Annotated in this window: 20 protein-coding genes; 15 read left to right on the forward strand and 5 right to left on the reverse strand. The window is 39.3% G+C overall.

What is annotated here, in order from left to right; genetic code table 11:
- Positions 1-535 precede the first annotated feature (535 nt).
- The 4 genes from IEO70_RS18205 (at position 536) to tnpA (ending at position 4,520) form a co-directional block, all read left to right on the forward strand.
- Complete coding sequence (locus IEO70_RS18205) at positions 536-1,279, forward strand: ABC transporter ATP-binding protein (protein ID WP_190999798.1); 744 nt, start codon at positions 536-538, stop codon at positions 1,277-1,279.
- Positions 1,272-2,495: an ABC transporter permease gene (locus IEO70_RS18210; RefSeq protein WP_190999799.1), complete on the forward strand. Its 1,224-nt coding sequence runs from the start codon at positions 1,272-1,274 to the stop codon at positions 2,493-2,495. The genes IEO70_RS18205 and IEO70_RS18210 overlap by 8 nt, the downstream gene beginning before the upstream one ends.
- 432 nt (positions 2,496-2,927) lie before the next feature.
- Positions 2,928-3,602 carry a phosphatase PAP2 family protein gene (locus IEO70_RS18215; protein WP_190999800.1) on the forward strand — a complete coding sequence of 225 codons (675 nt, stop codon included), beginning with the start codon at positions 2,928-2,930 and terminating at the stop codon, positions 3,600-3,602.
- A 462-nt stretch (positions 3,603-4,064) separates the two neighbouring features.
- Positions 4,065-4,520, forward strand: a complete 456-nt coding sequence (gene tnpA, locus IEO70_RS18220) for an IS200/IS605 family transposase (RefSeq protein ID WP_190996762.1) — start codon at positions 4,065-4,067, stop codon at positions 4,518-4,520.
- 106 nt (positions 4,521-4,626) lie between these two features.
- Here the strand turns inward: tnpA and IEO70_RS18225 are convergent, their stop codons facing one another.
- The gene (locus IEO70_RS18225) at positions 4,627-5,130 is read right to left on the reverse strand and encodes an antibiotic biosynthesis monooxygenase family protein (RefSeq protein WP_190999801.1); all 504 of its coding nucleotides are present in this window, start codon (positions 5,128-5,130) and stop codon (positions 4,627-4,629) included.
- A 282-nt stretch (positions 5,131-5,412) separates the two neighbouring features.
- Between IEO70_RS18225 and hemE the strand changes: the two genes are divergently transcribed.
- The 4 genes from hemE to IEO70_RS18245 all read left to right on the forward strand — a co-directional run bounded on the left by hemE (position 5,413) and on the right by IEO70_RS18245 (position 10,472).
- A complete protein-coding gene (gene hemE / locus IEO70_RS18230; protein ID WP_190999802.1) occupies positions 5,413-6,450 on the forward strand; it encodes a uroporphyrinogen decarboxylase in 1,038 nt (345 codons plus the stop codon).
- A gap of 50 nt (positions 6,451-6,500) precedes the next feature.
- Complete coding sequence (gene hemH / locus IEO70_RS18235) at positions 6,501-7,439, forward strand: ferrochelatase (RefSeq protein WP_190999882.1); 939 nt, start codon at positions 6,501-6,503, stop codon at positions 7,437-7,439.
- Between the two features lie 179 nt (positions 7,440-7,618).
- Positions 7,619-8,191 carry a TetR/AcrR family transcriptional regulator gene (locus IEO70_RS18240; RefSeq protein ID WP_190999803.1) on the forward strand — a complete coding sequence of 191 codons (573 nt, stop codon included), beginning with the start codon at positions 7,619-7,621 and terminating at the stop codon, positions 8,189-8,191.
- Positions 8,192-8,270: 79 nt separating this feature from the next.
- Positions 8,271-10,472, forward strand: a complete 2,202-nt coding sequence (locus IEO70_RS18245) for a YhgE/Pip domain-containing protein (RefSeq protein WP_190999804.1) — start codon at positions 8,271-8,273, stop codon at positions 10,470-10,472.
- 243 nt (positions 10,473-10,715) lie between these two features.
- Here the strand turns inward: IEO70_RS18245 and yhfH are convergent, their stop codons facing one another.
- The gene (gene yhfH, locus IEO70_RS18250; RefSeq protein WP_190999805.1) at positions 10,716-10,844 is read right to left on the reverse strand and encodes a protein YhfH; all 129 of its coding nucleotides are present in this window, start codon (positions 10,842-10,844) and stop codon (positions 10,716-10,718) included.
- A gap of 225 nt (positions 10,845-11,069) precedes the next feature.
- Between yhfH and IEO70_RS18255 the strand changes: the two genes are divergently transcribed.
- The 5 genes from IEO70_RS18255 (at position 11,070) to IEO70_RS18275 (ending at position 17,058) form a co-directional block, all read left to right on the forward strand.
- A complete protein-coding gene (locus IEO70_RS18255; RefSeq protein ID WP_190999806.1) occupies positions 11,070-12,059 on the forward strand; it encodes a lipoate--protein ligase in 990 nt (329 codons plus the stop codon).
- 292 nt (positions 12,060-12,351) lie between these two features.
- Entirely contained in the window at positions 12,352-13,902 is a 1,551-nt protein-coding gene (locus IEO70_RS18260; RefSeq protein WP_190999807.1) for a fatty acid--CoA ligase family protein, read from the forward strand.
- A gap of 251 nt (positions 13,903-14,153) precedes the next feature.
- Positions 14,154-15,149, forward strand: coding sequence for an ABC transporter substrate-binding protein (locus IEO70_RS18265; protein ID WP_190999808.1), 996 nt, complete (start codon positions 14,154-14,156; stop codon positions 15,147-15,149).
- 114 nt (positions 15,150-15,263) lie between these two features.
- Positions 15,264-16,286 carry an ABC transporter permease gene (locus tag IEO70_RS18270; RefSeq protein WP_190999809.1) on the forward strand — a complete coding sequence of 341 codons (1,023 nt, stop codon included), beginning with the start codon at positions 15,264-15,266 and terminating at the stop codon, positions 16,284-16,286.
- Positions 16,264-17,058: an ABC transporter ATP-binding protein gene (locus IEO70_RS18275; RefSeq protein WP_190999810.1), complete on the forward strand. Its 795-nt coding sequence runs from the start codon at positions 16,264-16,266 to the stop codon at positions 17,056-17,058. Before IEO70_RS18270 ends, IEO70_RS18275 begins: the two co-directional genes overlap by 23 nt.
- A 249-nt stretch (positions 17,059-17,307) precedes the next feature.
- Here the strand turns inward: IEO70_RS18275 and IEO70_RS18280 are convergent, their stop codons facing one another.
- Positions 17,308-17,898, reverse strand: coding sequence for an SCO family protein (locus tag IEO70_RS18280; protein WP_190999811.1), 591 nt, complete (start codon positions 17,896-17,898; stop codon positions 17,308-17,310).
- A 206-nt stretch (positions 17,899-18,104) separates the two neighbouring features.
- Between IEO70_RS18280 and IEO70_RS18285 the strand changes: the two genes are divergently transcribed.
- A complete protein-coding gene (locus IEO70_RS18285) occupies positions 18,105-19,361 on the forward strand; it encodes a M48 family metallopeptidase (RefSeq protein WP_190999812.1) in 1,257 nt (418 codons plus the stop codon).
- 247 nt (positions 19,362-19,608) lie between these two features.
- Here the strand turns inward: IEO70_RS18285 and IEO70_RS18290 are convergent, their stop codons facing one another.
- Positions 19,609-19,848: an IDEAL domain-containing protein gene (locus tag IEO70_RS18290; RefSeq protein WP_190999813.1), complete on the reverse strand. Its 240-nt coding sequence runs from the start codon at positions 19,846-19,848 to the stop codon at positions 19,609-19,611.
- Between the two features lie 223 nt (positions 19,849-20,071).
- On the opposite strand from IEO70_RS18290, the gene IEO70_RS18295 reads away from it, so the two are divergent.
- Positions 20,072-20,581 carry a competence protein ComK gene (locus IEO70_RS18295; RefSeq protein WP_190999814.1) on the forward strand — a complete coding sequence of 170 codons (510 nt, stop codon included), beginning with the start codon at positions 20,072-20,074 and terminating at the stop codon, positions 20,579-20,581.
- Between the two features lie 4 nt (positions 20,582-20,585).
- On the opposite strand, the gene IEO70_RS18300 is transcribed toward IEO70_RS18295, so the two are convergent.
- A complete protein-coding gene (locus IEO70_RS18300) occupies positions 20,586-20,954 on the reverse strand; it encodes a hypothetical protein (protein WP_190999815.1) in 369 nt (122 codons plus the stop codon).
- Positions 20,955-21,484 lie beyond the last annotated feature (530 nt).

Consider the following 21,484-nt stretch of genomic DNA (forward strand, 5'->3'; position numbering starts at 1 on the left):
TGCACGCGGATTGGTGCACCTTGTCTCTCGCTTGAGGAAGGATGAATTCATTGTACTCAACTTTGCTTGGAAATCTCTGCGATCAACACCTCATTTGACATTTAGTGTAATGATGAAGAGAAGCTTAAACGTTCAATGCAACCACTTCCTAAATCGTTATCGTATTAACACGTATAAAGCGATAAGGAGCGTTTAGCGAACACCTCATTCCAGTTATTGAAATAAGTGTTTTTTTGTTGAATCGTTTGAAACGTGCAAGAGTACCATCTCCTTGCGTTTTAGGAAAGCTGATGATAATCGAATGTCTTGTCTTTAACAGACACCTCATTTCGAATTTGAAATGCAGTTTGTGAAACATCAATTACTTGAATGATCCTTCCTCACTAAATATGATAACCAATTTTCGAGAAATAATAATGGTTTATTATGGAAAATTTTATTGTCATTCTGTATATAAGTGCGAATTTTTGTTACACTTTAAGGACAGCCGTTATCGGCAATGAAGGAAAGCAAGAGGATAGAAAGGAAATGTGGCATGTCACTTTTACAAGTTAATGGTTTATCCGGTGGATATACAAAAAAATTAGTGTTGAATGATGTCAGCTTTGAGGTCAATGCAGGGGAGCTTGTCGGCTTGATCGGTTTGAATGGTGCCGGGAAAAGTACGACAATTAAACATATTATTGGAACGATGGAGCAGAAAAAAGGCGAAATTTTGATCAATGGAATGTCGCTAAAGAACGACGTTGAACAGTATCGTAAGCAGTTCACATATGTGCCGGAAACGCCGGTTTTATATGATGAATTGACATTGGATGAGCATTTGAAGCTGACTGCGATGGCTTATAACATTCCGGAAAAAGAATTTCAGGAAAGAAAGATGCAGCTATTGAAGGAATTCAAAATGGAGAAACGGCTGAATTGGTTCCCGGCCCACTTTTCTAAAGGGATGAAACAAAAGGTAATGATTATGTGCGCCTTTTTGGTGAAGCCTTCGCTATACATTGTCGATGAGCCGTTTGTCGGACTCGATCCGCTCGGAATTCAGTCTTTGCTTCAGTTAATGCATAATATGAAAGAAAGCGGAGCGGGCATTTTAATGTCTACACATATATTGGCGACAGCCGAGAAATATTGTGATTCGTTTATTATTTTGCACAATGGTCAAATTCGTGCGAAGGGTACGCTTGAAGATTTACGCCGCGAGTTTGCGATGCCGAACGCCTCATTGGATGACCTTTACATCGAATTGACGAAGGAAGAGGAAGACAATGAATAGTACTGTGTTGTGGAAAGAGCGCTTTTCTTTGTTTATGCAGGAAATGCAGCGATATATGCGCTACATATTTAACGGCCACTTTGTCATCGTGCTTGTGATCGGTCTTGGAGGCTTGGCGTATTATTACAGCCAATGGGTCGATTCTTTGGATGGTTCGTTTCCTGCCGCGCTATTACTGGCAGTGATAATGGCGATTCCTTTGACGAACAGTCCGATTTATACCTTTTTAAAGGAACCGGATATGTTCTTTCTTTTGCCGGTCGAGACGAAGCTGGATGATTATTTTAGAAGAAGCATTCGTTTAAGCACGGTGTTCCAAGGCTATATTTTGCTTATGTTTTTAGCGGTTGCTATGCCGTTATATGCTGCTGTTGAAAATGGGCAACTGAAGGATTTCTTCTATTTATTTGCAGTATTGCTTGTGTGGAAATACTTTAATATCCGCATCAGATGGTCGATTTTACATTATCAAGAGAATTCGGTGCGCCATATTGATTCGCTTGTTCGTTACTTGATGAATTTTGGACTGGCTCTGCTGTTGTTTTCGAAAGCATCCATCGTCTACGTGCTTTTATTATTTGTAGTGCTTCTTGCGCTTTTCCTTTATTTTGAGAAAGCGACAAAACAAAAGCTGCTGAAATGGGAATTGTTGATTGAACTTGAAAATAAGCGGATGATGGCCTTTTACCGATTTGCGAATATGTTTACGGATGTGCCGAAACTGAAAGAAAAGATCAAGCGGAGACAATGGCTCAATCCGATTATGTCTTTAGTCGGCTATCGCCATGAAAATACATATTCGTATTTGTATGTCCGCACATTTTGCAGAAGCAGTGATTTTTTAGGCTTATTTGTACGATTGACGCTGATTGGCATCTTTGTACTTTTATCTCTGACATCACTCATCCCTCAAATTATTGGAGCCGGTCTGTTTGTTTACGTGACGGGATTCCAATTGATTGCAATCCGCAGGCAGCATGAGAATATGATTTGGCATGATTTGTACCCGATTGCGGAAACGGTTAAAAATAAGGCCGTTGAGAAGCTGCTGACCAATGTGCTGTTCATTCAAGGCGTAATTTTTGCTTTAGTTGCTTTATTTACAAACAGTTTGATCGCTTTTATTGCTGTACTGGCAATCAGCATCATGATGATTTTATTGCTGAAGTCATATTACGCAAAAGTGGTCCGCAAGCTGCAGCATAAGTGGGATTAATGAAAAAGGTTGATTGAAAAGTTTCTCTAGCTTTTCGGTCAGCTTTTTTTCTTCTTAAGAAAGTATTAATTTTTGAACTTTGAAAGCTGTCTAACCTTACACCTGCCATGCTCGGAGGCCTACAGGATGTAGGTCATATCGGCGTTGCCACAGGACGTGGCGTTTTTAGCCGATGTTCATTACTTACTGCCTCCCCCAAGAAACCAAAGGCGTGTTTCTTGTGTGATTCATCTTAGTCCTCCCGCATGGCTCCTTTTGATTTATAACAAGTTTAAGATGGTAATCCTCTTAAGATGCCTGCAAATTTTTAAGTATCTGCTTTACCAAAAGGACCGGTGCCGGTTTTTCTTAATAATTTTGGACAAAGTAGAATAGTGGAGGGTTTTGTACATATACGTGTAATAAGGAATTCCTGTTTTAGGAGGGGAGAGAATGAGCGGGCAAAATCAAGAATTTGCGACGAGGAGAACATATTTTACAGCAATTATAACTGTTTTAGTTTTTATAGCCTTTATGGCGATTATGTATACGATTAACAGTGGTATAGAGTTTTCATGGGAAAAGCCGATTCAGCACTACTTTCAAGCCTGGAATGAAGGAACTGTTCAGCTGTTTTTTACGTATTGGACAGAACTTGGTTCGCGGATTGGCATCGGTCTGGCCACTTTGTTATTAGTAGTGTGGATTTGGACAAAGCAAAAAGATTATGTTGCGGTTGCTTTAGTCGCCATTACCGTGGCATTGACTGATCGTCTTAACGGCTTTGTAAAGCACTTAGTTGCCAGAGACCGTCCTTCCATTAATCCGGCAATTGATGCCGTAGGATATAGTTTTCCGAGCGGGCATGCTATGCTTTCAATATTCACATACAGTTTAATAGCATATTTTTTGGCGAAGAGTTTTGATGAAGTAGGGAAGAAGTTTCTAATATGGCTGGCTGCGATTGTCGTTATTGTTTTGACGGGTATCAGCCGGATTGTGCTAAGTGCTCATTATCCATCAGATGTTATTGCGGGTTATTGTCTTGGTTTGGTCTGTTTCATTTTAACGATAAAATTGTACAAGTTGCTCGTTCCTATACTGACTTTTAAGAAAAAAGTGGAATGATTTCGGGGAAAATGAATGAAAAACTAGCCAAATAGATAGTTTTTGCAAAGAAAATAGCCGAAATGAGCCGAATTTTGAAAAGAATAGCGCCGTCGCAGCAATAATAGCGCGCTGAGAAAAAAGATAGCGTCGTCGTGGAGGAAGATAGCGCGGTGAGAGAAAAAATAGCGTCGTCGCAAAGGAAGATAGCGCGGTGGCGAAAATTATAGCGTCATCGCTGACGGGATAGAGCTGTGGGAATAACTATAGCGCTCTCGGACAAGAAATAGCGTGCTCTCACAATCATCTAATATAAAAGGATGCCGATAAAAAATCGGCATCCTTTTATATTAGTCTTTTTAAACCACACGCTATGCGTGTGTGCAAACGAAACTTCTAGAGTTGTAACAGAAAAAAGCTCCTTTCGTTATAATAAAAGATGGCCGTCAAACCAACTTCAAGTAACGAAAGGAGCTTTTACTCATGTCGAGTGACAATAGTTTATCACATACACGTTGGAATTGTAAGTATCACATCGTATTCATTCCGAAATACAGAAGAAAAATAGTGTACGGAAAATTAAGAAGGGACATAGGTGCGATATTAAGAAGACTATGTGAAATGAAAGATGTAGAAATAATAGAAGCGCATGCGATGCCAGATCATATTCATATGTTAGTCAAGATACCGCCAAAGATGTCTGTATCCTACTTCATGGGCTATCTAAAAGGGAAAAGCTCGTTAATGATCCATGATAGACATGCGAACTTGAAATATAATCACGGGAATCGAACTTTTTGGGCAAAGGGCTACTATGCCAGTACGGTAGGCTTGAACGAAAAGACAGTCGCAAAATACATACGCGAACAAGAACTAGAGGATCAGCTGCGAGACAACATGAGCAAACGAGAATATGTTGACCCATTCAAAGATAAATAGAACAGTAAACGGTTGACGGTCAATTTAGAGGTCCCTTTAGGGGCTTGTTGGTGAAGTGCCCTTCTAGGGCGAAACTAAAACTGCCCGTTTTACGGGCAGATATTTACTATTCGTCAATGGTCGGAGCAGAGTACTTCGATAAGAATGGATCTCCGGTAAACATTTTTTGCGCGCTGGCCTGAGGCAATTTCAAATCATTGACAGATATGTAGGAAGCGGAGCTTTGCCATGCTTTGAATGCGCTTTCTTCTTGCCATTGTGTTAAAATAATATATGAATCGGAACCTAGAGGCTTTAGGAAACGATAGGCAATTAAGCCTGATTGGCCTTCTATTTTCTTTAAATTTTTTTTGTACTCATGCTCGAAAACGGGCTGTGATTCAGAATTGACAGGAACATGGTACAGGACAACGAAACCTTCTTGTTTAAGCTGTCCTGATTGAACGATTGAATCATATTTTCTTGGAACTTTAAAGAGTGTGCTGCGATCTGTTTCCTGAAGAAGCAGTGTTGATTGGTTATTGTGCAATAAAAGCAGCTGCTCAGCGGGATGTTCCTTTACCATGTTCAATAAGTAGGTAAAGGTTCCGGAAGTGATGTAAACTTTCATATACTCGACTCCTTCGTTTTTATATAACCTTAGTTTAACCTTAATCGGAGGAAATCTGCTATTTTTATAAGCCGTTTGCATAATTAATTTATAGAAAATTTTTATGTAATTGAAAAACGTCAATTTTTCGACAAATAAAACAGTTACCTATACAACAATAGTGGAAACAAGGTATATTGATACCATATTGTCTGAAAAAAGTGATTAATAGATTTAAATATATGCAACTTGGTCCTTGTTTATGAAAATGAACGGGAACTGTGAACGAAAGGTGGATGTGAAATGTCTAAGGGATTTAACGACACATTATTGAAGGCAGCAAGAGGAGAAGCTACTGACTTTGTGCCGGTTTGGTATATGAGACAGGCAGGAAGATCGCAGCCGGAATATAGAAAAATAAAAGAGAAATATTCGCTATTTGAAATTACGCATCAGCCGGAGCTTTGTGCATACGTAACAAGATTGCCAGTCGAGCAATATGGAGTTGATGCGGCAATTTTATATAAAGATATTATGACTCCGCTTCCTGCAATTGGAGTGGATGTTGAAATTAAAACGGGCATAGGTCCGGTCATTGCCAATCCGATTACATCGATTCAAGATGTGGAGAAACTTGGCGAGATTACGCCTGAAGAAGATATTCCTTATGTGCTCGATACTATTAAACTATTGACAGAAGAACAGCTTTCTGTACCGCTGATCGGCTTTGGGGGCGCTCCTTTCACTTTGGCGTCTTATATGATTGAGGGTGGACCTTCAAAAAATTACAACAAAACGAAATCGTTCATGTACTCTGAGACAAAAGCATGGTTTGCGCTAATGGACAAGCTTGCCGATATGACAATTGTTTATTTAAAGGCACAAGTGAAGGCTGGAGCAAAAGCTCTGCAGATATTTGATTCCTGGGTTGGAACATTGAATGTGACTGATTACCGCATGTTCATCAAACCGACGATGGAGAAAATTTTCACTGCTTTAAAAGAAGAGAATGTGCCGTTAATAATGCACGGTGTCGGAGCGAGCCACTTAGCCCTTGAGTGGAATGATTTGCCGCTTGATGTTGTAGGGCTTGACTGGCGTCTTCCTATTGCGGAAGCCCGTCAAAAAGGCATTCTGAAAACCGTTCAAGGCAACTTGGATCCGGCAATTCTATTATCTTCTTGGTCTGTTATTGAAGAGCGCGCAAAAGAAATATTAGATCAAGGCATGGAACAGCCAGGCTTCATTTTCAACTTAGGGCATGGCGTTTTCCCTGAAGTCAATCCAGATACATTAAAACGTCTGACAGAATTCATACACACGTATTCTTCCAAAAAATAAGAATAGATTTTCAGTTTTGGATCGAAACTTAAAGATAAAGGTGGATATGCATAGTGAAAAAGCAAATGGGATTACTGGTAATGGCTTATGGAACGCCATATAAAGAAGAAGACATTGAGAGATACTATACACATATTCGTCATGGACGCAGACCGACGGATGAGATGCTTCAAGATTTGAAAGATCGCTATGAAGCGATTGGAGGAATTTCTCCGCTTGCCGTTATTACAGAACAGCAAGCAAAAGCATTAGAGCAACATCTGAATGCAATCCAGGATGAAGTGGAATTCAAAGCATACTTAGGTTTAAAGCATATTGAGCCATTTGTTGAAGATGCTGTAATACAAATGAAGGAAGATGGTATTGAAGAAGCGGTCAGCATTGTATTGGCACCTCATTTCTCAACATTCAGTGTTAAGTCTTATAACGGTCGTGCACTAGAGCAAGCTGAAAAGCTAGGCGGCTTAAAAATTACATGCGTCGAAAGCTGGTATGATGAGCCAAAGTTTATTCAATATTGGATTGATCGCATGGAGGAAACGATTGCGGCTATGACAGCGGAACAAAGAGACAACTATGCGTTGATTGTTTCTGCACACAGTTTGCCAGAGAAAATATTGCAATTCCAAGACCCGTATCCGGATCAATTGAAGCATACAGCGAAATTAATTGCTGATGGTGCGAGAGTTGCCAATTATTACGTTGGCTGGCAAAGTGCGGGTAATACGCCTGAGCCTTGGCTTGGGCCGGATGTGCAGGATTTGACAAGAGACTTGCACGAAGAACATGGTTATAAGGTGTTTGTTTATATTCCTGTCGGTTTTGTAGCAGATCATTTAGAAGTACTTTATGATAATGATTACGAATGTAAAGTTGTGTGCGATGAAGTAGGTTCTGCCTACTATCGTCCGGCAATGCCGAATGCGCAGCCGGCATTTGTTGATGCAATGGCAACTGTCGTACTTCAGAAAATCGGCAAAAATGCTTAAAAATGTTTAAAGAGGCTTCGTCTAAGTCAAATCTAGACTTAGAGAAGTCTCTTTTTAAATATATAAATCCATTCTTAATTTGTATTGCATTTTAAATTTAGCTGTGATATATTTCTTGCTGTACTAACTGACTGTTTTGTTCATTTGGTCATTATTGAATTGTAGGTTGAGGTGATGGAATGTCGATTGATCGCAAGCAGTTAATTATAGAGGCGGCAACTAAGTCGTTTACAATCTTTGGATATAAAGCGACAACTATTGAGCAGGTTGCACGGCTTGCAAATGTAGGAAAAGGTACAATCTATACATTTTTCACAAATAAAGAGCAACTGTTCAAGGAGATTGTACATAAATTCATAGAGGAAATGAAAATGGTTGCTGATGAAAATATTTCTCCTGATAAAGCTATTCATGAGAATATATATAATGGCTTATTTGCGATTTTGCAATATCGTAAAGATCATCAATTTATGATGAAATTATTCGATGAAGAGAAGGAAATGGGAACAAGAACAGTTTCTGAGATGGTACAAGAAATCGAAAATGCCATTATTCAATATATAAAAGAAAAGATTGAAATGGCTGTCGAAAAAGGTGAATTAACCGTCTCAAATACAGAACTACTGGCTTTTTTGCTATTAAAAATGTACAATACCATCATTTTTGATTGGGAAAAGAATCATAAACCGTTGAAAGAAGAAGAGATTGTTAGACTGTTCCAAGTATTCATCTTAAAAGGATTATCAAAATAGTGATAATCCTAATTTTGGGCATCGAATGACCAAATGAATAATTTAGTCATTAATTCATATGTAAATTGAGGGAGTAGCTATGATAGGAAAATCGTTTTTGGGCGAATGGAAATCAATCTTTAAAAGTAAAAAGCTTTTGATTCCAGTAATCGCTATATTATTTATACCAGTGCTATATAGCGGCATGTTTTTATGGGCCTTCTTGGATCCATATGCCAAAATGGAGGAACTACCTGTTGCTGTTGTAAATGAGGATACAGGTGCATCGTTCAATGATAAGAAATTGCACGTTGGCGATGAGTTAGTAGATAATTTAATGGAAGATAAAAAATTTGATTTTGTTGTAGTAGATAAAGAGGAAGGCTATGAGAAGCTTAAAAATCAAGAATTTTATATGCTGATTGAAATACCGAAAGACTTCTCTAAAAATGCAACAACAGTTCTTGATGACAATCCTAAAAAATTGGAAGTAGTCTACGTTCCGAATGAAGGACTTAACTTCTTATCGGCACAAATTGGCGAAACAGCTATGGAGATTTTAAAATCATCTGTTTCAGAGCAAATTATTAAGACATATTCTGAGACAATTTTTGATAATATAGAAACGATGGCTGACGGATTCCAAACTGCCAGTGAAAGTGCTGGAACACTTAGCGAAGGCTTAACAGAAATTAATGATGGTTCAACTACATTAAAAGATAGCTTAGCAACACTTGCTGAAAAGCAGATTGAATTCAAAAACGGTGTTAGCCAAGTAGATGAAGGTGTAGGTCAATTAAGCAGCGGTTCTGAGGATTTATCGACAGGACTTGGGTTGCTGAGCGAGGCACAGGGCAAATTACAAAGCGGTTCAGAAGAAGTAAAGGCCGGACTTGATGAAGCGGCAGCTGGAAGTACGCAAATTAGTGAGGGTATGAATACAGCTTATTCTTCAGTTGGCCAAATGATTGATGCGACAGGTCAGTTGCAATCAGGTGCTGATTCATTGTCAAGTAATTTAACTGCTTGGAGTGGTAAAGCAAGCGAAGCAGCGGCTGGTGCAACGAAAGTAAGTGAGGGCATTGCTGCTTTACAACAGAGTATGGCTCCTTATATGGCAGCACTTCCGGAACAAGCACAAGCACAGCTTAAAGCTGTCATGGAGCAATTGGCTGCCGGAAGTAGTCAGGTTGCATCTGGTACAAGTCAACTTGCCGGAGCTGCTGATCAACTGGCAGGTGGCTCGCAAACATTGTCATCAGGTTTAGGTCAGCTTTCAGGTGCACAAACTTCATTGCAACAAGGTTTAGGACAATTAAATGAGGGTAGTTCAAGCCTGAATACAGGTTTAGGTAAACTTCAAGCCGGACAAGAACAAGTTGTCTCAGGCATGCAGCAATTTGGAAGCAAGCTTCAAAATGCAGCAACAGGATCACAAACATTAAACGCAGGTATTCAAACGTTGGCTGGCGGTGTAACAAAGCTTTCAGATGGTTCCGAACAGCTAGCTGAAGGATCTTCTAAGCTTTCAGATGGAGCATCTAAGCTTGCTGATGGTACATCAACAGCAGCGGAAGGCGCTAAAGAGTTTGAAGAAGCTTTAACTGATGCGGCAAAAGATAGCAGTGAAGTAAATGCAACAGATAAAACGCATGATATGATTTCACAGCCACTTGAAGTCACTAAAGAAGCTGTTGATCACGTACCAAACTATGGTACAGGTTTTGCGCCATACTTCCTATCTCTTGGTTTGTTTGTTGGTGCATTACTACTATCAATTGTATTTCCATTATATGAACCAGCTGTGGAACCGAAAAATGCTTTCACTTGGTTTATGAGTAAGTTTGGGGTAATGGCTATTATCGGTACAATTCAAGCCGTAATTGCTGCAGCACTTGTTATAACTGGATTAGATATTGAAGTGCAAAGTGTTCCATTATTCTTCTTGTTCAGCATTGTAACAAGTATTACATTCATGGCATTAATCCAATTCTTTGTAACGTCATTTGGAAATCCGGGGCGTTTCATTGCAATCTTGATTTTGATTTTGCAATTAACAACAAGTGCAGGTACATTCCCGCTTGAATTAATTCCGAACTTCCTGCAAAAATTCAATGAGTTCTTGCCGATGACATATTCAGTTAAAGGATATAAAGCAGCAATCTCAAGCGGTGATATGAGCGTACTATGGAGTAATGTCGGTACACTATGCATCTTTACGGCTCTGTTCGTTGTAGGTTCCATCTCTTATTTCTTTATCAAATTTAAAAAGATGGATCATACAAATGAATCAGTAGCCTAAAAATGAAAAACTCAGTCCTAATATTATGGACTGAGTTTTTTCTGCTTTTATGATAGCCAAAAAAAATAACCAATCATTTTTAGTCGATCGGTTATCCAAGTGAGTGCGCGAAAAGCGCATCTCGCATTGCATGCACAAGTTAGGGGTGCACATACAAAAGCAAAGAGGGAGTATGAGTCAGAGATCTGACATCATAAATTATGGAAGCAAAATACCGTTGAAAGTATTTTGACTAACCCGAAGTTAAGCTAAATGATTACATTGGTCGCATTTATTTCCGTAACACTCATGTTGTTCTTCAATCGCATTTCCGCACTCAGTGCATTGCTTCGGCGGAAGATTTTTAAAAAATTCTACGCTGCTCTCAATCATTTTCATGACCTCCTAGTATTTCGGATAATTTATTTCGCTTGGAATTTTCTGATAATTGTTATATACACATTGTAATATAACAGATTAATTGTGTCAATATATGTTTTATAACAATTTTATTTTTATTGAGAATTTCAAACAGTTAATCAATGGGCAGACTTGTTGAGATGTAACTGGAAAAAAGCGTATAATTATCCGTATATCTAAGCATTTGGAGGTACTGACATGCTGTTTATTGACAATAAAGGAATTACTGATCCTCGCATCAATTTAGCGATTGAAGAATATGCCTTGAAAAACTTAGGCGAAGATGATACTTATTTACTGTTCTATATCAATGAACCTTCTATCATCATCGGGAAAAATCAAAACACAATTGAAGAGATTAATACAGAATATGTGGAAAGCAACAGCATTAAAGTAGTGAGACGTTTATCCGGAGGAGGAGCTGTCTACCATGATTTAGGGAACTTAAACTTCAGCTTCATTACGAAGGATGACGGCAATAGCTTTCATAATTTTAAAAAGTTCACTGAGCCTGTCATAAAGGCGCTTGAAAAAATGGGTGTGAAAGCAGAAATTAGCGGTCGTAACGATATTATGGCAGAGGGCAGAAAAATATCAGGAAACGCCCAATTTGCAACAAAAGGTAAAATGTTCAGCCACGGTACGCTGCTTTTTAATTCAGAAATGGATCATATCGTTTCTGCTTTGAAAGTAAGAAAAGATAAGATTGAGTCAAAAGGAATTAAGTCAATTCGAAGCCGTGTCGCTAATATCAGCGAGTTCTTAAAGGAACCGATGACAATTGAACAGTTCCGATTGGAGCTTTTGAAAAATATTTTCGAAGGAGCTTCGGAAATTCCTGAGTATGTATTGACGGAAGAAGATTGGAAAAATATTTATAAGCTATCGGAAGAGCGTTATCAAACGTGGGAGTGGAACTACGGAAAATCACCAAAGTTCAATGTGCAAAATTCTAAAAGATTCCCGGTCGGTTTAATTGAATTCCGCCTGGAAGTCAATAAAGGCATAATTGAGTCTTGCAAAATATACGGAGATTTCTTCGGTGTCGGAGATGTCGCGGACATTGAGAACAAATTGGTTGGTGTTACATATGAAAAAGAAGCGATTGCAGAAACTTTGAACGAAGTGGATATTAAACATTACTTTGGTAATGTAACAACAGAAGATATTGTGAATACGATTTATTAAAAAGAAGAGACTGCTTGTAGTGGATAACTTTCAAGCAGTCTCTTCTTTTGTTCACTTCATTACAAATATTTGAATATATATCCTAATAATGGTTGAAGTGTAAATAAATTGTGCTATATAATAAAAATAGGAGAATGAACGATAATTCACTCTTCTTGTCGGTTCAAACAGAAAATCCTGACATAACAGTTTCAGCAGCAGTGTTAAGGGATTCTTGGTGTTTATGCTTTTTAAGGTTTGCATGCTTTCTTTCTATAGTGAAGACTGCATTATTGAAAAAGGGGGATTTCAGATGAATTTATCGTCACAGCTTCACAAAGCAGCACTAAGTAATGGAGATAAAATAGCATACCACTTCCTTGACCAACAAAAAACATATGCTGAGTTAGACGGTGCTGTAACTATGTTCGCCAATGGCTTAACCAAATTAGGCGTGCAAAAAGGGGATCATGTTGCATTGATTACAGGCAATTCTCCGCACTTTTTAATTGGCTTTTACGGTGCTTTGCGTGCAGGGGCAACGGTCATACCTATTAACCCGATTTATACAAGTGATGAAATCAGTTTCATTTTGGCAAATGGTGACGTAAAAGTCGCGATTATTCTTGATATGCTTGTGCCATTAGCAGAAGGTTTACATAAGCATCTTCCAAAGCTGGAGCATTACATTATTTGTGAGACAGGCCAGGTAGCGGTTGATAGCGATATTTCCAATTTAAGCGTTTACAATAAATTGATTCCTTTTATGAATGTAATTGGTTTAGGGCAAGGGGAATTCCAGGAACCGACTGTTGAAGATGATGATGTAGCGGTCATTCTTTATACATCGGGTACTACCGGCAAACCGAAAGGAGCTATGCTGACACACCGCAATGTATACAGTAATGCGAAGGATGTCGGAGAATATTTAGGGTTTAGCAGTAGTGATCGTGTCATTACGACTTTGCCGATGTTCCACGTGTTTTGTTTGACGGTTGCGATGAATGCGCCATTACTCATGGGAGGAACAATCATTATTGTTCCGAGATTCTCTCCTTCTGAGATTCATAGAGTTGCTAGAGAGCATAAAGCAACAGTCTTTGCGGGAGTTCCGACGATGTATAATTTCATTTTACAGCAAGGCGGCGATGTGGAAGATTTCCAAACGTTGCGTCTATGCATAAGCGGAGGCGCTTCATTGCCGGTTGCATTGCTTGAAAATTTCGAAAAGAAATTCAATGTTCGTATTTCAGAGGGATACGGCTTATCAGAAGCTTCTCCGGTAACATGCTTCAACCCGTTAGATCGTCCTCGCAAGCCTGGTTCAATTGGCACGACAATCGTAAATGTCGAAAATAAAGTTGTGAATGAATTAGGAGAAGAACTACCTCCTGGTGAAGTTGGCGAATTAATCGTAAGAGGCCACAATGTCATGAAGGGCTATTACAAAATGCCTGAGGAAACGGCTGCTGTTCTTAAAGACGGCTGGCTTTATACAGGAGATTTGGCAAAGATGGACGAAGAAGGTTATTTCTATATTGTTGACCGCAAAAAGGATCTCATTATTGTCGGAGGCTATAATGTATATCCTCGCGAAGTGGAAGAAGTATTGTTTGCTCATCCGGATATTGTCGAAGCCGCAATTGTCGGTGTGCCTGATATGAATTTTGGAGAAGCTGTTCATGCTTTCGTTGTTTCAAAGGATCCCGGTTTAACGGAAGAAAAGCTTCGCAGTTACTGTGAGGAGCATTTAGCGAAATATAAAATTCCGACGAAGATAGAATTTTTGGATGAACTTCCTAAAAATACGACAGGGAAAATTCTTCGCCGTTCATTAAAAGAAACTGTTACAACTAACGCGTAATCCGGAAGAATAAATTGTTCGTATTCGAATTATAAATAAAACAGCACGTGCACCTGATGCTCACATAATCTGGTGCATGTTCTGTTTTAGAGTAATATTAAATTAATATGAATAAAATCAATAGAAGTATATAAAATGAAATTTCTAAATATTTAAACAAATTAGTTGAATTATTAGGATAAGTCGTTATAATTAATTTAACACATAAAAGCATAAAAGTATTAAAGTAATATTTATATAGGGGGATTTGTATGAAGAAGTGGCAATTAGGGTTAACAGCAAGTGTGCTTTCAATGCTGTTGCTTGCAGGCTGTGGAGATGACAGTGAGGATAACGCAGGTAAAAGCAGCGGAGACGACAAAGAGACATTCCAAATCGGTTATACACAAATTGTTGAGCATGCATCTTTGGATGAGGCAGGAAAAGGATTTAAAGATGCTTTAAAAGATAAAGGGGTAGAAGCGGAATATGATGAGCAGAGCGCTCAAGGAGATCCAAATAATGCCGCGACAATCGCCAGCAAATTTACCGCCGACGGAGTTGATTTAATTTTCGCTAATGCGACGCCGAGTGCGCAGTCGGCGTTAAATGCTACGAAAGATATTCCAATCATATTTACATCAGTAACAGATCCTGTGGGAGCGAAGCTTGTTGCTTCAATGGAAGCGCCTGGAGGCAATGTGACAGGTACATCAGATGCTAATCCGGATGCGATTCCGAATACAGTGAAATTCATTGCGGAAGAAATGGGCGCGAAAACTATCGGAACAGTATACAATGCCGGCGAGCAAAATTCGGTTGTTCAAATCGAAACGATGAAAGCTGAAGCTAAGAAGGCAGGATTAGAGCTTGTAGAAGCTTCAGTTGCAACTTCTGCTGATGTAAAGCAAGCAGCTGAGTCTTTAATCGGCAAAGCTGATGTCATTTATATCATTACTGACAATACAGTTGTTTCGGCACTTGATTCTGTAGTAATGGTAGCCAATGAACAAGATATTCCATTATTTGTCGGTGAACTGGATTCCCTAGCGAACGGCGGTTTTGCAGCATATGGCTTTGATTATTATGATATAGGCTATCGTGCAGGCGAGATGGCAGCCGACATTTTATTAAACGGTAAAAAACCGGGAGAAATACCGGCAGAATATCCAGATCAATTAAAACTTGTAATCAATAAAAAGGCAGCTGAGGAAATGGGTATCGAAATCAAGCCAGAGTGGGAAAAAGAGGCTGAATTCATAGAGTAGGAAGTAAAAGGCTGACTGTATAAGAAGAAAATTTTCTTCTTATAGTCAGCCTTCTTGGTATTATTAAAAGCTTCATTAGTTTACGGCATAATGTGAATGAAGGGGGAGGAATATATGCCTACTGCGATTTTTAACTCTTTAGAGGCAGGAATCATATATGCCATAATGGCACTTGGTGTTTATTTATCATTTAGAATTCTAGATTTTCCTGATTTAACGGTGGACGGCAGCTTTGTTACAGGAGGAGCGACAGCGGCGATATTAATTGTGAATGGGTATCCGCCGGTATTCGCAACAGTAATGGCCATTTTTGCCGGATTTGCAGCCGGCGTATTGACTGGTCTTTTGCATACAAAGGGTGGTATCAATCCGTTGTTGTCAGGGATTTTAATGATGATTGCTTTATATTCCATCAATTTGCGAATTATGGATGGAAGACCGAATGTTTCATTGTTATCGGAGGATACTGTCATCTCGAAAATACGTGAATCATGGTCTTCACTTGGATTAGACGAAATGATGGGCGGTTTGTTAGGTCTTGTCGGACTAAAGGGTGTTCTCCCGACAGGATGGGGCGTTCTGCTAGTGATGCTGATTGTCACGATTGTAATCAAGCTATTGATTGATGCATTCTTGAAAACAGAAATTGGCCTCGCTTTGCGGGCAACCGGTGATAATACGGGGATGGTGCAAAGTTTCTCAGCCAATACAAATAGCATGAAAGTACTTGGGCTTGGCTTATCGAATGGTTTGGTTGCTCTATCGGGAGCATTGATTGCCCAATACGGCGGTTTTAGCGATATCGGTCTTGGAATCGGGATGATTGTCATTGGTCTTGCTTCGGTCATTATCGGAGAAGCGGTTTTTGGAGCGAAAACGATTGTGAGAGCTACGTTTGCGGTAGTAGGGGGAGCGATCATTTACCGAATTATCATCACATTGGCAATGCAGGCAAAATTTTTACAGCTGCAAGCAGGCGATATGAAGCTGATTACAGCTTTAATCGTTATAATAGCCCTCATTCTTCCGAAAATTATTGATAAACAGAAGGAAAAACGGAGAAAGCAGAAACGTTTGCTAGAAATCAAGGCAGGGCACGGAAGGGGTGATCGCATTGCTACAATTAAAGCAGATTAATAAAGTATTTAATGAAGCGACACCAGATGAAAAAATGGCGCTTTCGAATATTGATTTGCAGTTGAAGAAAGGCGATTTCGTCACAATTATCGGAAGTAATGGAGCTGGCAAGTCGACACTTATGAATATGATTTCCGGAAAGCTGACACCTGATATTGGTGATGTAATCATTGATGGGAAGACTGTAACGGCTCTTTCTGAACATAAAAGGGCAATGGAAATCGGTCGTGTATTCCAAGACCCAATGGCTGGTACAGCGCCGACTATGACGATCGAGGAGAACTTGGCTATTGCATACAACCGCACACAGAGACGAACACTTCGTCTCGGTTTAAATAAGAAGCGGAGAGACTTTTTTAAAGAAAAGCTGGAGACTCTGCATCTTGGACTTGAAAACCGTTTGCAGGCGAAAGTCGGTTTGTTGTCCGGCGGTGAGCGTCAAGCATTGTCATTGTTGATGGCTACCTTTACTGATCCGAAAATTTTGCTTTTGGATGAGCATACTGCAGCACTTGATCCTGCGAGAGCCGAGCTAATCACAACATTGACGAAGAAAATTGTCGAAGAGAATATGCTGACGACATTAATGGTTACCCACAATATGCAGCAGGCATTGGACCTTGGGAATCGCTTAATCATGATGGACAAAGGGCAAATAATCTTTGAAAGTAATGAACAGGAAAAACAGCAGCTGACGATTGATAAGCTGCTTAATGAATTCCAGAGAATCCGCGGCGAGCAGATGGCAAGCGACCGGGCAATGCTTATCTAGAAAAACCGTCACCGGTCCTTTTTCATCATGAATTTGCTCCTTAGATTTACTTCGATGAAAAAGGAGGCATGCGGGAGGACTAAGATGAATCACACAAGAAACCCGCTCTTGGTTTCTTGGGGGAGGCAGCTTAGGACCGAGCATGGCAGGTGTAAGGTTAGACAATTAGAAAAACCGTCGCCGGTCCTTTTTTCATTCCTTAAAAAATAGCCTGGCTACAGTCGATGACTGTCCAGCCAGGCTATTTTTCTATGCATCTATATTTTTTAAGATTTTTTTGTAGACCTCTTCTTTAATGAAATCATCTTGGCCCATACCGAAAATATCAATAACCCGATTGTTTTCATCCAGTAAATAAGTGGCGCTCGTATGAACGAATTCTCCTGTACCGGAATCACGGTATTTAAATTCGAATGTACTGGCCAATTCGCGAATGTCTTCCTTCGTGCCTGTCAACAGATGCCATCCGTCTGTCTTATTCATCTCAAACAATTCAGCATAATTAGAAAGAACTTCTTTTGTATCGTTAGTCGGATCGAACGTGACTGTCACAAATTCAACCTTGTCTTCGAATACACCTTGTTCGATCAATTCGTTCTGCAGCTGTCTCATTGTATGTGTCGTATTCGGGCAAATGTCGGGACATTTCGTATACATGAATTCAATCAGCCTGACTTTGGGAGGCATATTACTAAAAGAAAAGTCATTGCCTTCATAGGTTTGCAATACCAGGTTTTCAGGTATGATCATTTTAGATTGTTTGTAGCCGGTAAAATAGTAGATTCCAGAGCCGATGCCAAGCACTAATAAAGTAACAAAAGTGATATATATTTTTTTCATTTCTCCCACCCCTATTTATGTAAAATAGTTTAAGCTGATTGTAAGTATCATAACTTAATTAAGTATGGAAAAGAGTGGGTAAATAAGAAAAGTATTGAAAAATATATGAACTTTCGTATTGTAAGGCAAAGAGGAATACTGGTTCTATTTTTGTATTCGCCTACTACAATAATAATATGGCTTGTATAGAAGAGAGGAGTGTGAATATGGGAAGGGCTGTCAAAATGGCAATCGGGTTATATTTAGCATTTGCTGTAACATTGTATTTGTATATATTTCAATGGGCGGATACGGGTATTCCGGAAGCGTTAAAGGGGACGAGCGCTGATTCGGCGACATTTATGAATAAACAGCAGCTGATTTTGAGTGAAGAATACTCGGAGATACGCAACTTTCTATTTTTTTTAGAGGCACCGTTTGATTGGCTTTTTTATTTTCTTGTATTGGTGCTTGGTCTGTCGAAGCGAATGGAGAATTCAGCCCGAATCGTCGGTAAAATCTCGGTGCTGCGTCAGGCGATATATGTTTTCTTCCTTTCGTTGCTATCATTTATCGCAATGTTTCCATTTAATTATGCGGGGCACTATTTTTCCGAAAAGTATGGCATCTCCACGCAAAGCTTCAGTTTATGGATGAAGGATGAAGTGATTGGCTTTTGGATTGGACTGGTAATCATGTTAGGAATTGCGTTTGTCTTCTTTTATGTTCGATCTAAAAGTCCGAAAAGATGGTGGCTCTATTTATGGATGGCAATGATTCCGTTTACGCTTTTCTTTATGTTTGTAAAGCCAACTATTATCGACCCTCTCTATAATGATTTTTATCCGTTAAAAGATAAAGAACTAGAAGCGAAAATTTTGGCGATGGCTGAAGAAGCGGGTATCCCGGCTGATCATGTGTTTGAAGTCAATATGGCCGAAAAAACGAATGCGATGAATGCCTACGTTACAGGGATAGGAGCTAATTCACGGATTGTGTTGTGGGATACGACGTTAAATAAGTTAACCGATGAAGAGATATTGTTCATTATGGCCCATGAAATGGCGCATTACGTAGAGAAACATGTTTATATCGGTGTAGGACTGTATTTGGTGTTAGCATTATTCGGTTTTGGCCTAACTGCAAAAATAATGAATTTAATCATTCGGAAATGGGGAAAGTTGCTGCGGATAGAAAGTCCGAATAGCTTATCCGGATTATTGTTATTTCTGTGTATTCTTTCTGTTTTGACATTTGTTTCTGATCCGATATCCAATACGGTATCCCGATATCAAGAAAGCCGGGCTGATCGTTATGCTTTAGAAATGACAAATAACAAGGAAGCGGCAGTGAAGACATTTCAGGAGCTTTCTAAATCATCGCTTAATCAAGTGAATCCACCTTGGCTTGTAAAGGTATTCCGCTACGGGCATCCTACGATGATTGAAAGAATTTCGACGGCAGAGAATTATGAGGAAAAATAAAATAGCCAGGCTGCAAAAATGCAGCCTGGCTATTCATTTATGCTATAAAATTCAGTTTTGAAGTTTCGAGGTGTAAGACTAAAACAAGTGTATCGACATCTAGCTCCAGCGCCCAGCACCTATTGCCCTTCGGCAACCTCTCTTCGATAAGTCAACATCGAATCACTATCGTTCTTCGTGTTTCCTTTATCTCGGTCGGCGGCCTCCAGTTCATACGGTGCTAAACAGGGCGCTTGCGCTTTTGTTCTTAAGTGCCGAATTTCTTCATCACTTCCTGTAATTCCTTACTGTATTTCATAAATTGTTCTTTGTTCTTGTGGTCAAGTGCGTCGTTGATTTTTAGTAGGAGTTTTTCTTTTTCAGATTTTAAAAGCGCTTCTTGAAGCATCATATTGACATAGAGTTCCAACATAAATGATTCTGATCCTGATTGTTTCTTCATGGCTGCGTTTTTCGTTGTTTCTGTGTATGAACTTTCATGATTCATGAAGCATCACCCCTCATAGCTTTTTATAATTATAATGAATTTTTGAAGATAAATCAACTGAAAATTCTTAAAAATTAAAAAACAAAAATAGGAAATTTATTTCTGAAATTTTCTTGAACACAATGTCATGGGAGGAAAGATGTGGTATTTTATAATTGCTTATGTATTTTTTATAGCGCGTTGTCTAAAACGTTGCCAAATTAATTAAATTGGAGGGGAATTGATGTTAACGGAAAATGCAATTTTTGTTGATGAGTATGAAATTAATCCTTATACTTTGGCTATTTTGCCGCACTATGAAGACGGGAAAGTGTACTCACGTATCATTGAAGCAGATCAAGAATATATTTGTCCAATGAAACCTACAGATATTGTGAAAAGAACATGTGAACTCTTCGGTAGTGATTATGATGGCAGGAGATGTGCAACCCGCAGTATGACCGGATATACACATAAGGCTCCTATTGAAATTGAAAAAACATTTTCTATGTTTGTCTTTCCTACAACTTCTCCGGAACGGGATGAATGTATTTGGGTTTCAGCTATGCAAGTCGATAAACATGAGAAATTTAGTTCCACAGAAGTTATTGTCACGTTTACAAACAGAAAGCAGCTTATTATTCCGGTATCATATGGAACGTTTGAAACACAGGTTGCCCGATCCGCTATTTTAAAATCGAAATTGGACCAAAAAATTGCGGAAACAAGAAGGCGTTATGACGGAATTAAGTAATTGGTTATATATTTTTTGAAAATCGTTCGTATAAGTAGTGCTTCATCAGTTCTTCAACCTTGTTTCTGATACGGGGATTGAAATAGCTGTGACGTTCTTCATAACCTTTATAAATAAAAAGAAACATTGTGAAATCCTCATCTCGCTTCAGTTCACTTACTTTAATATTTTCATGGCGTAAATATTTCTTTGCTTCCGTATATTCTGACTGGACAACCTTGATTGTTTGTTCAATCCAAATGATATACGGATTTCTTAGTTTAAAGGGGCTTTTTTGGATAATTGCAATGTCGCGCTGAAGAACAGTCAGGACCATCGGCAAATAAATAGCCTGTTCAATTATGTCGCGGTCTTCTTCCGGTATGCGGGTCATTTTCCTTCCCTCCAGCTAATTTTAAAACGAACATGTGTTCCTTTTTTATCATACCGAAACAGCAACTAAGTTTCAAGTCTTCTTTGAATTTAAGTAAGGGTCGGGAAAAAAGGACCGGTGCTGGTTTTTCTAATTGTCTAATCTTACACCTGCCATGCTCGGAGGCCTACAGGATGTAGGTCATATCGGCGTTGCCACAGGACGTGGCGTTTTTAGCCGATGTTCATTACTTACTGCCTCCCCCAAGAAACCAAGAGCGGGTTTCTTGTGTGGGGCTCTCACGATGAGAGTCACAGCGACGTTGCTACAGGACGTAGAGCTCTTAGTCGCTGTTCCTTCTTAGAATTTGTCTAGCTGCAGCGGCCAGCCCCTCGAGGTCATAAGTCAAATCACTCCGGAAATTTTACAATTTCCTACGTGATTCGTCTTATGCTGGTCGGGGCTGAACGGGCCGCTTCCGCATTTCGGTTCCCGCATGCTCCTTTTTCATCGATGTGAATCGAAGTAGTATGCTCATGATGAAAAAGGAC

The sequence above is a fragment of the Peribacillus faecalis genome, assembly GCF_014712675.1.
In the GTDB taxonomy this organism is placed as follows: Bacteria; Bacillota; Bacilli; order Bacillales; family DSM-1321; genus Bacillus_AD; species Bacillus_AD faecalis.

What these genes read in the sequence shown, in the direction of transcription:
- IEO70_RS18205 (WP_190999798.1), top strand. Translation starts at nt 536, where the DNA reads ATGTCACTTTTACAAGTTAATGGTTTATCCGGTGGATATACAAAAAAA.
- IEO70_RS18210 (WP_190999799.1), top strand. Translation starts at nt 1,272, where the DNA reads ATGAATAGTACTGTGTTGTGGAAAGAGCGCTTTTCTTTGTTTATGCAG.
- IEO70_RS18215 (WP_190999800.1), top strand. Translation starts at nt 2,928, where the DNA reads ATGAGCGGGCAAAATCAAGAATTTGCGACGAGGAGAACATATTTTACA.
- tnpA (WP_190996762.1), top strand. Translation starts at nt 4,065, where the DNA reads ATGTCGAGTGACAATAGTTTATCACATACACGTTGGAATTGTAAGTAT.
- IEO70_RS18225 (WP_190999801.1), bottom strand. Translation starts at nt 5,130, where the DNA reads ATGAAAGTTTACATCACTTCCGGAACCTTTACCTACTTATTGAACATG.
- hemE (WP_190999802.1), top strand. Translation starts at nt 5,413, where the DNA reads ATGTCTAAGGGATTTAACGACACATTATTGAAGGCAGCAAGAGGAGAA.
- IEO70_RS18240 (WP_190999803.1), top strand. Translation starts at nt 7,619, where the DNA reads ATGTCGATTGATCGCAAGCAGTTAATTATAGAGGCGGCAACTAAGTCG.
- IEO70_RS18245 (WP_190999804.1), top strand. Translation starts at nt 8,271, where the DNA reads ATGATAGGAAAATCGTTTTTGGGCGAATGGAAATCAATCTTTAAAAGT.
- yhfH (WP_190999805.1), bottom strand. Translation starts at nt 10,844, where the DNA reads ATGATTGAGAGCAGCGTAGAATTTTTTAAAAATCTTCCGCCGAAGCAA.
- IEO70_RS18255 (WP_190999806.1), top strand. Translation starts at nt 11,070, where the DNA reads ATGCTGTTTATTGACAATAAAGGAATTACTGATCCTCGCATCAATTTA.
- IEO70_RS18260 (WP_190999807.1), top strand. Translation starts at nt 12,352, where the DNA reads ATGAATTTATCGTCACAGCTTCACAAAGCAGCACTAAGTAATGGAGAT.
- IEO70_RS18265 (WP_190999808.1), top strand. Translation starts at nt 14,154, where the DNA reads ATGAAGAAGTGGCAATTAGGGTTAACAGCAAGTGTGCTTTCAATGCTG.
- IEO70_RS18270 (WP_190999809.1), top strand. Translation starts at nt 15,264, where the DNA reads ATGCCTACTGCGATTTTTAACTCTTTAGAGGCAGGAATCATATATGCC.
- IEO70_RS18280 (WP_190999811.1), bottom strand. Translation starts at nt 17,898, where the DNA reads ATGAAAAAAATATATATCACTTTTGTTACTTTATTAGTGCTTGGCATC.
- IEO70_RS18285 (WP_190999812.1), top strand. Translation starts at nt 18,105, where the DNA reads ATGGGAAGGGCTGTCAAAATGGCAATCGGGTTATATTTAGCATTTGCT.
- IEO70_RS18290 (WP_190999813.1), bottom strand. Translation starts at nt 19,848, where the DNA reads ATGAATCATGAAAGTTCATACACAGAAACAACGAAAAACGCAGCCATG.
- IEO70_RS18295 (WP_190999814.1), top strand. Translation starts at nt 20,072, where the DNA reads ATGTTAACGGAAAATGCAATTTTTGTTGATGAGTATGAAATTAATCCT.
- IEO70_RS18300 (WP_190999815.1), bottom strand. Translation starts at nt 20,954, where the DNA reads ATGACCCGCATACCGGAAGAAGACCGCGACATAATTGAACAGGCTATT.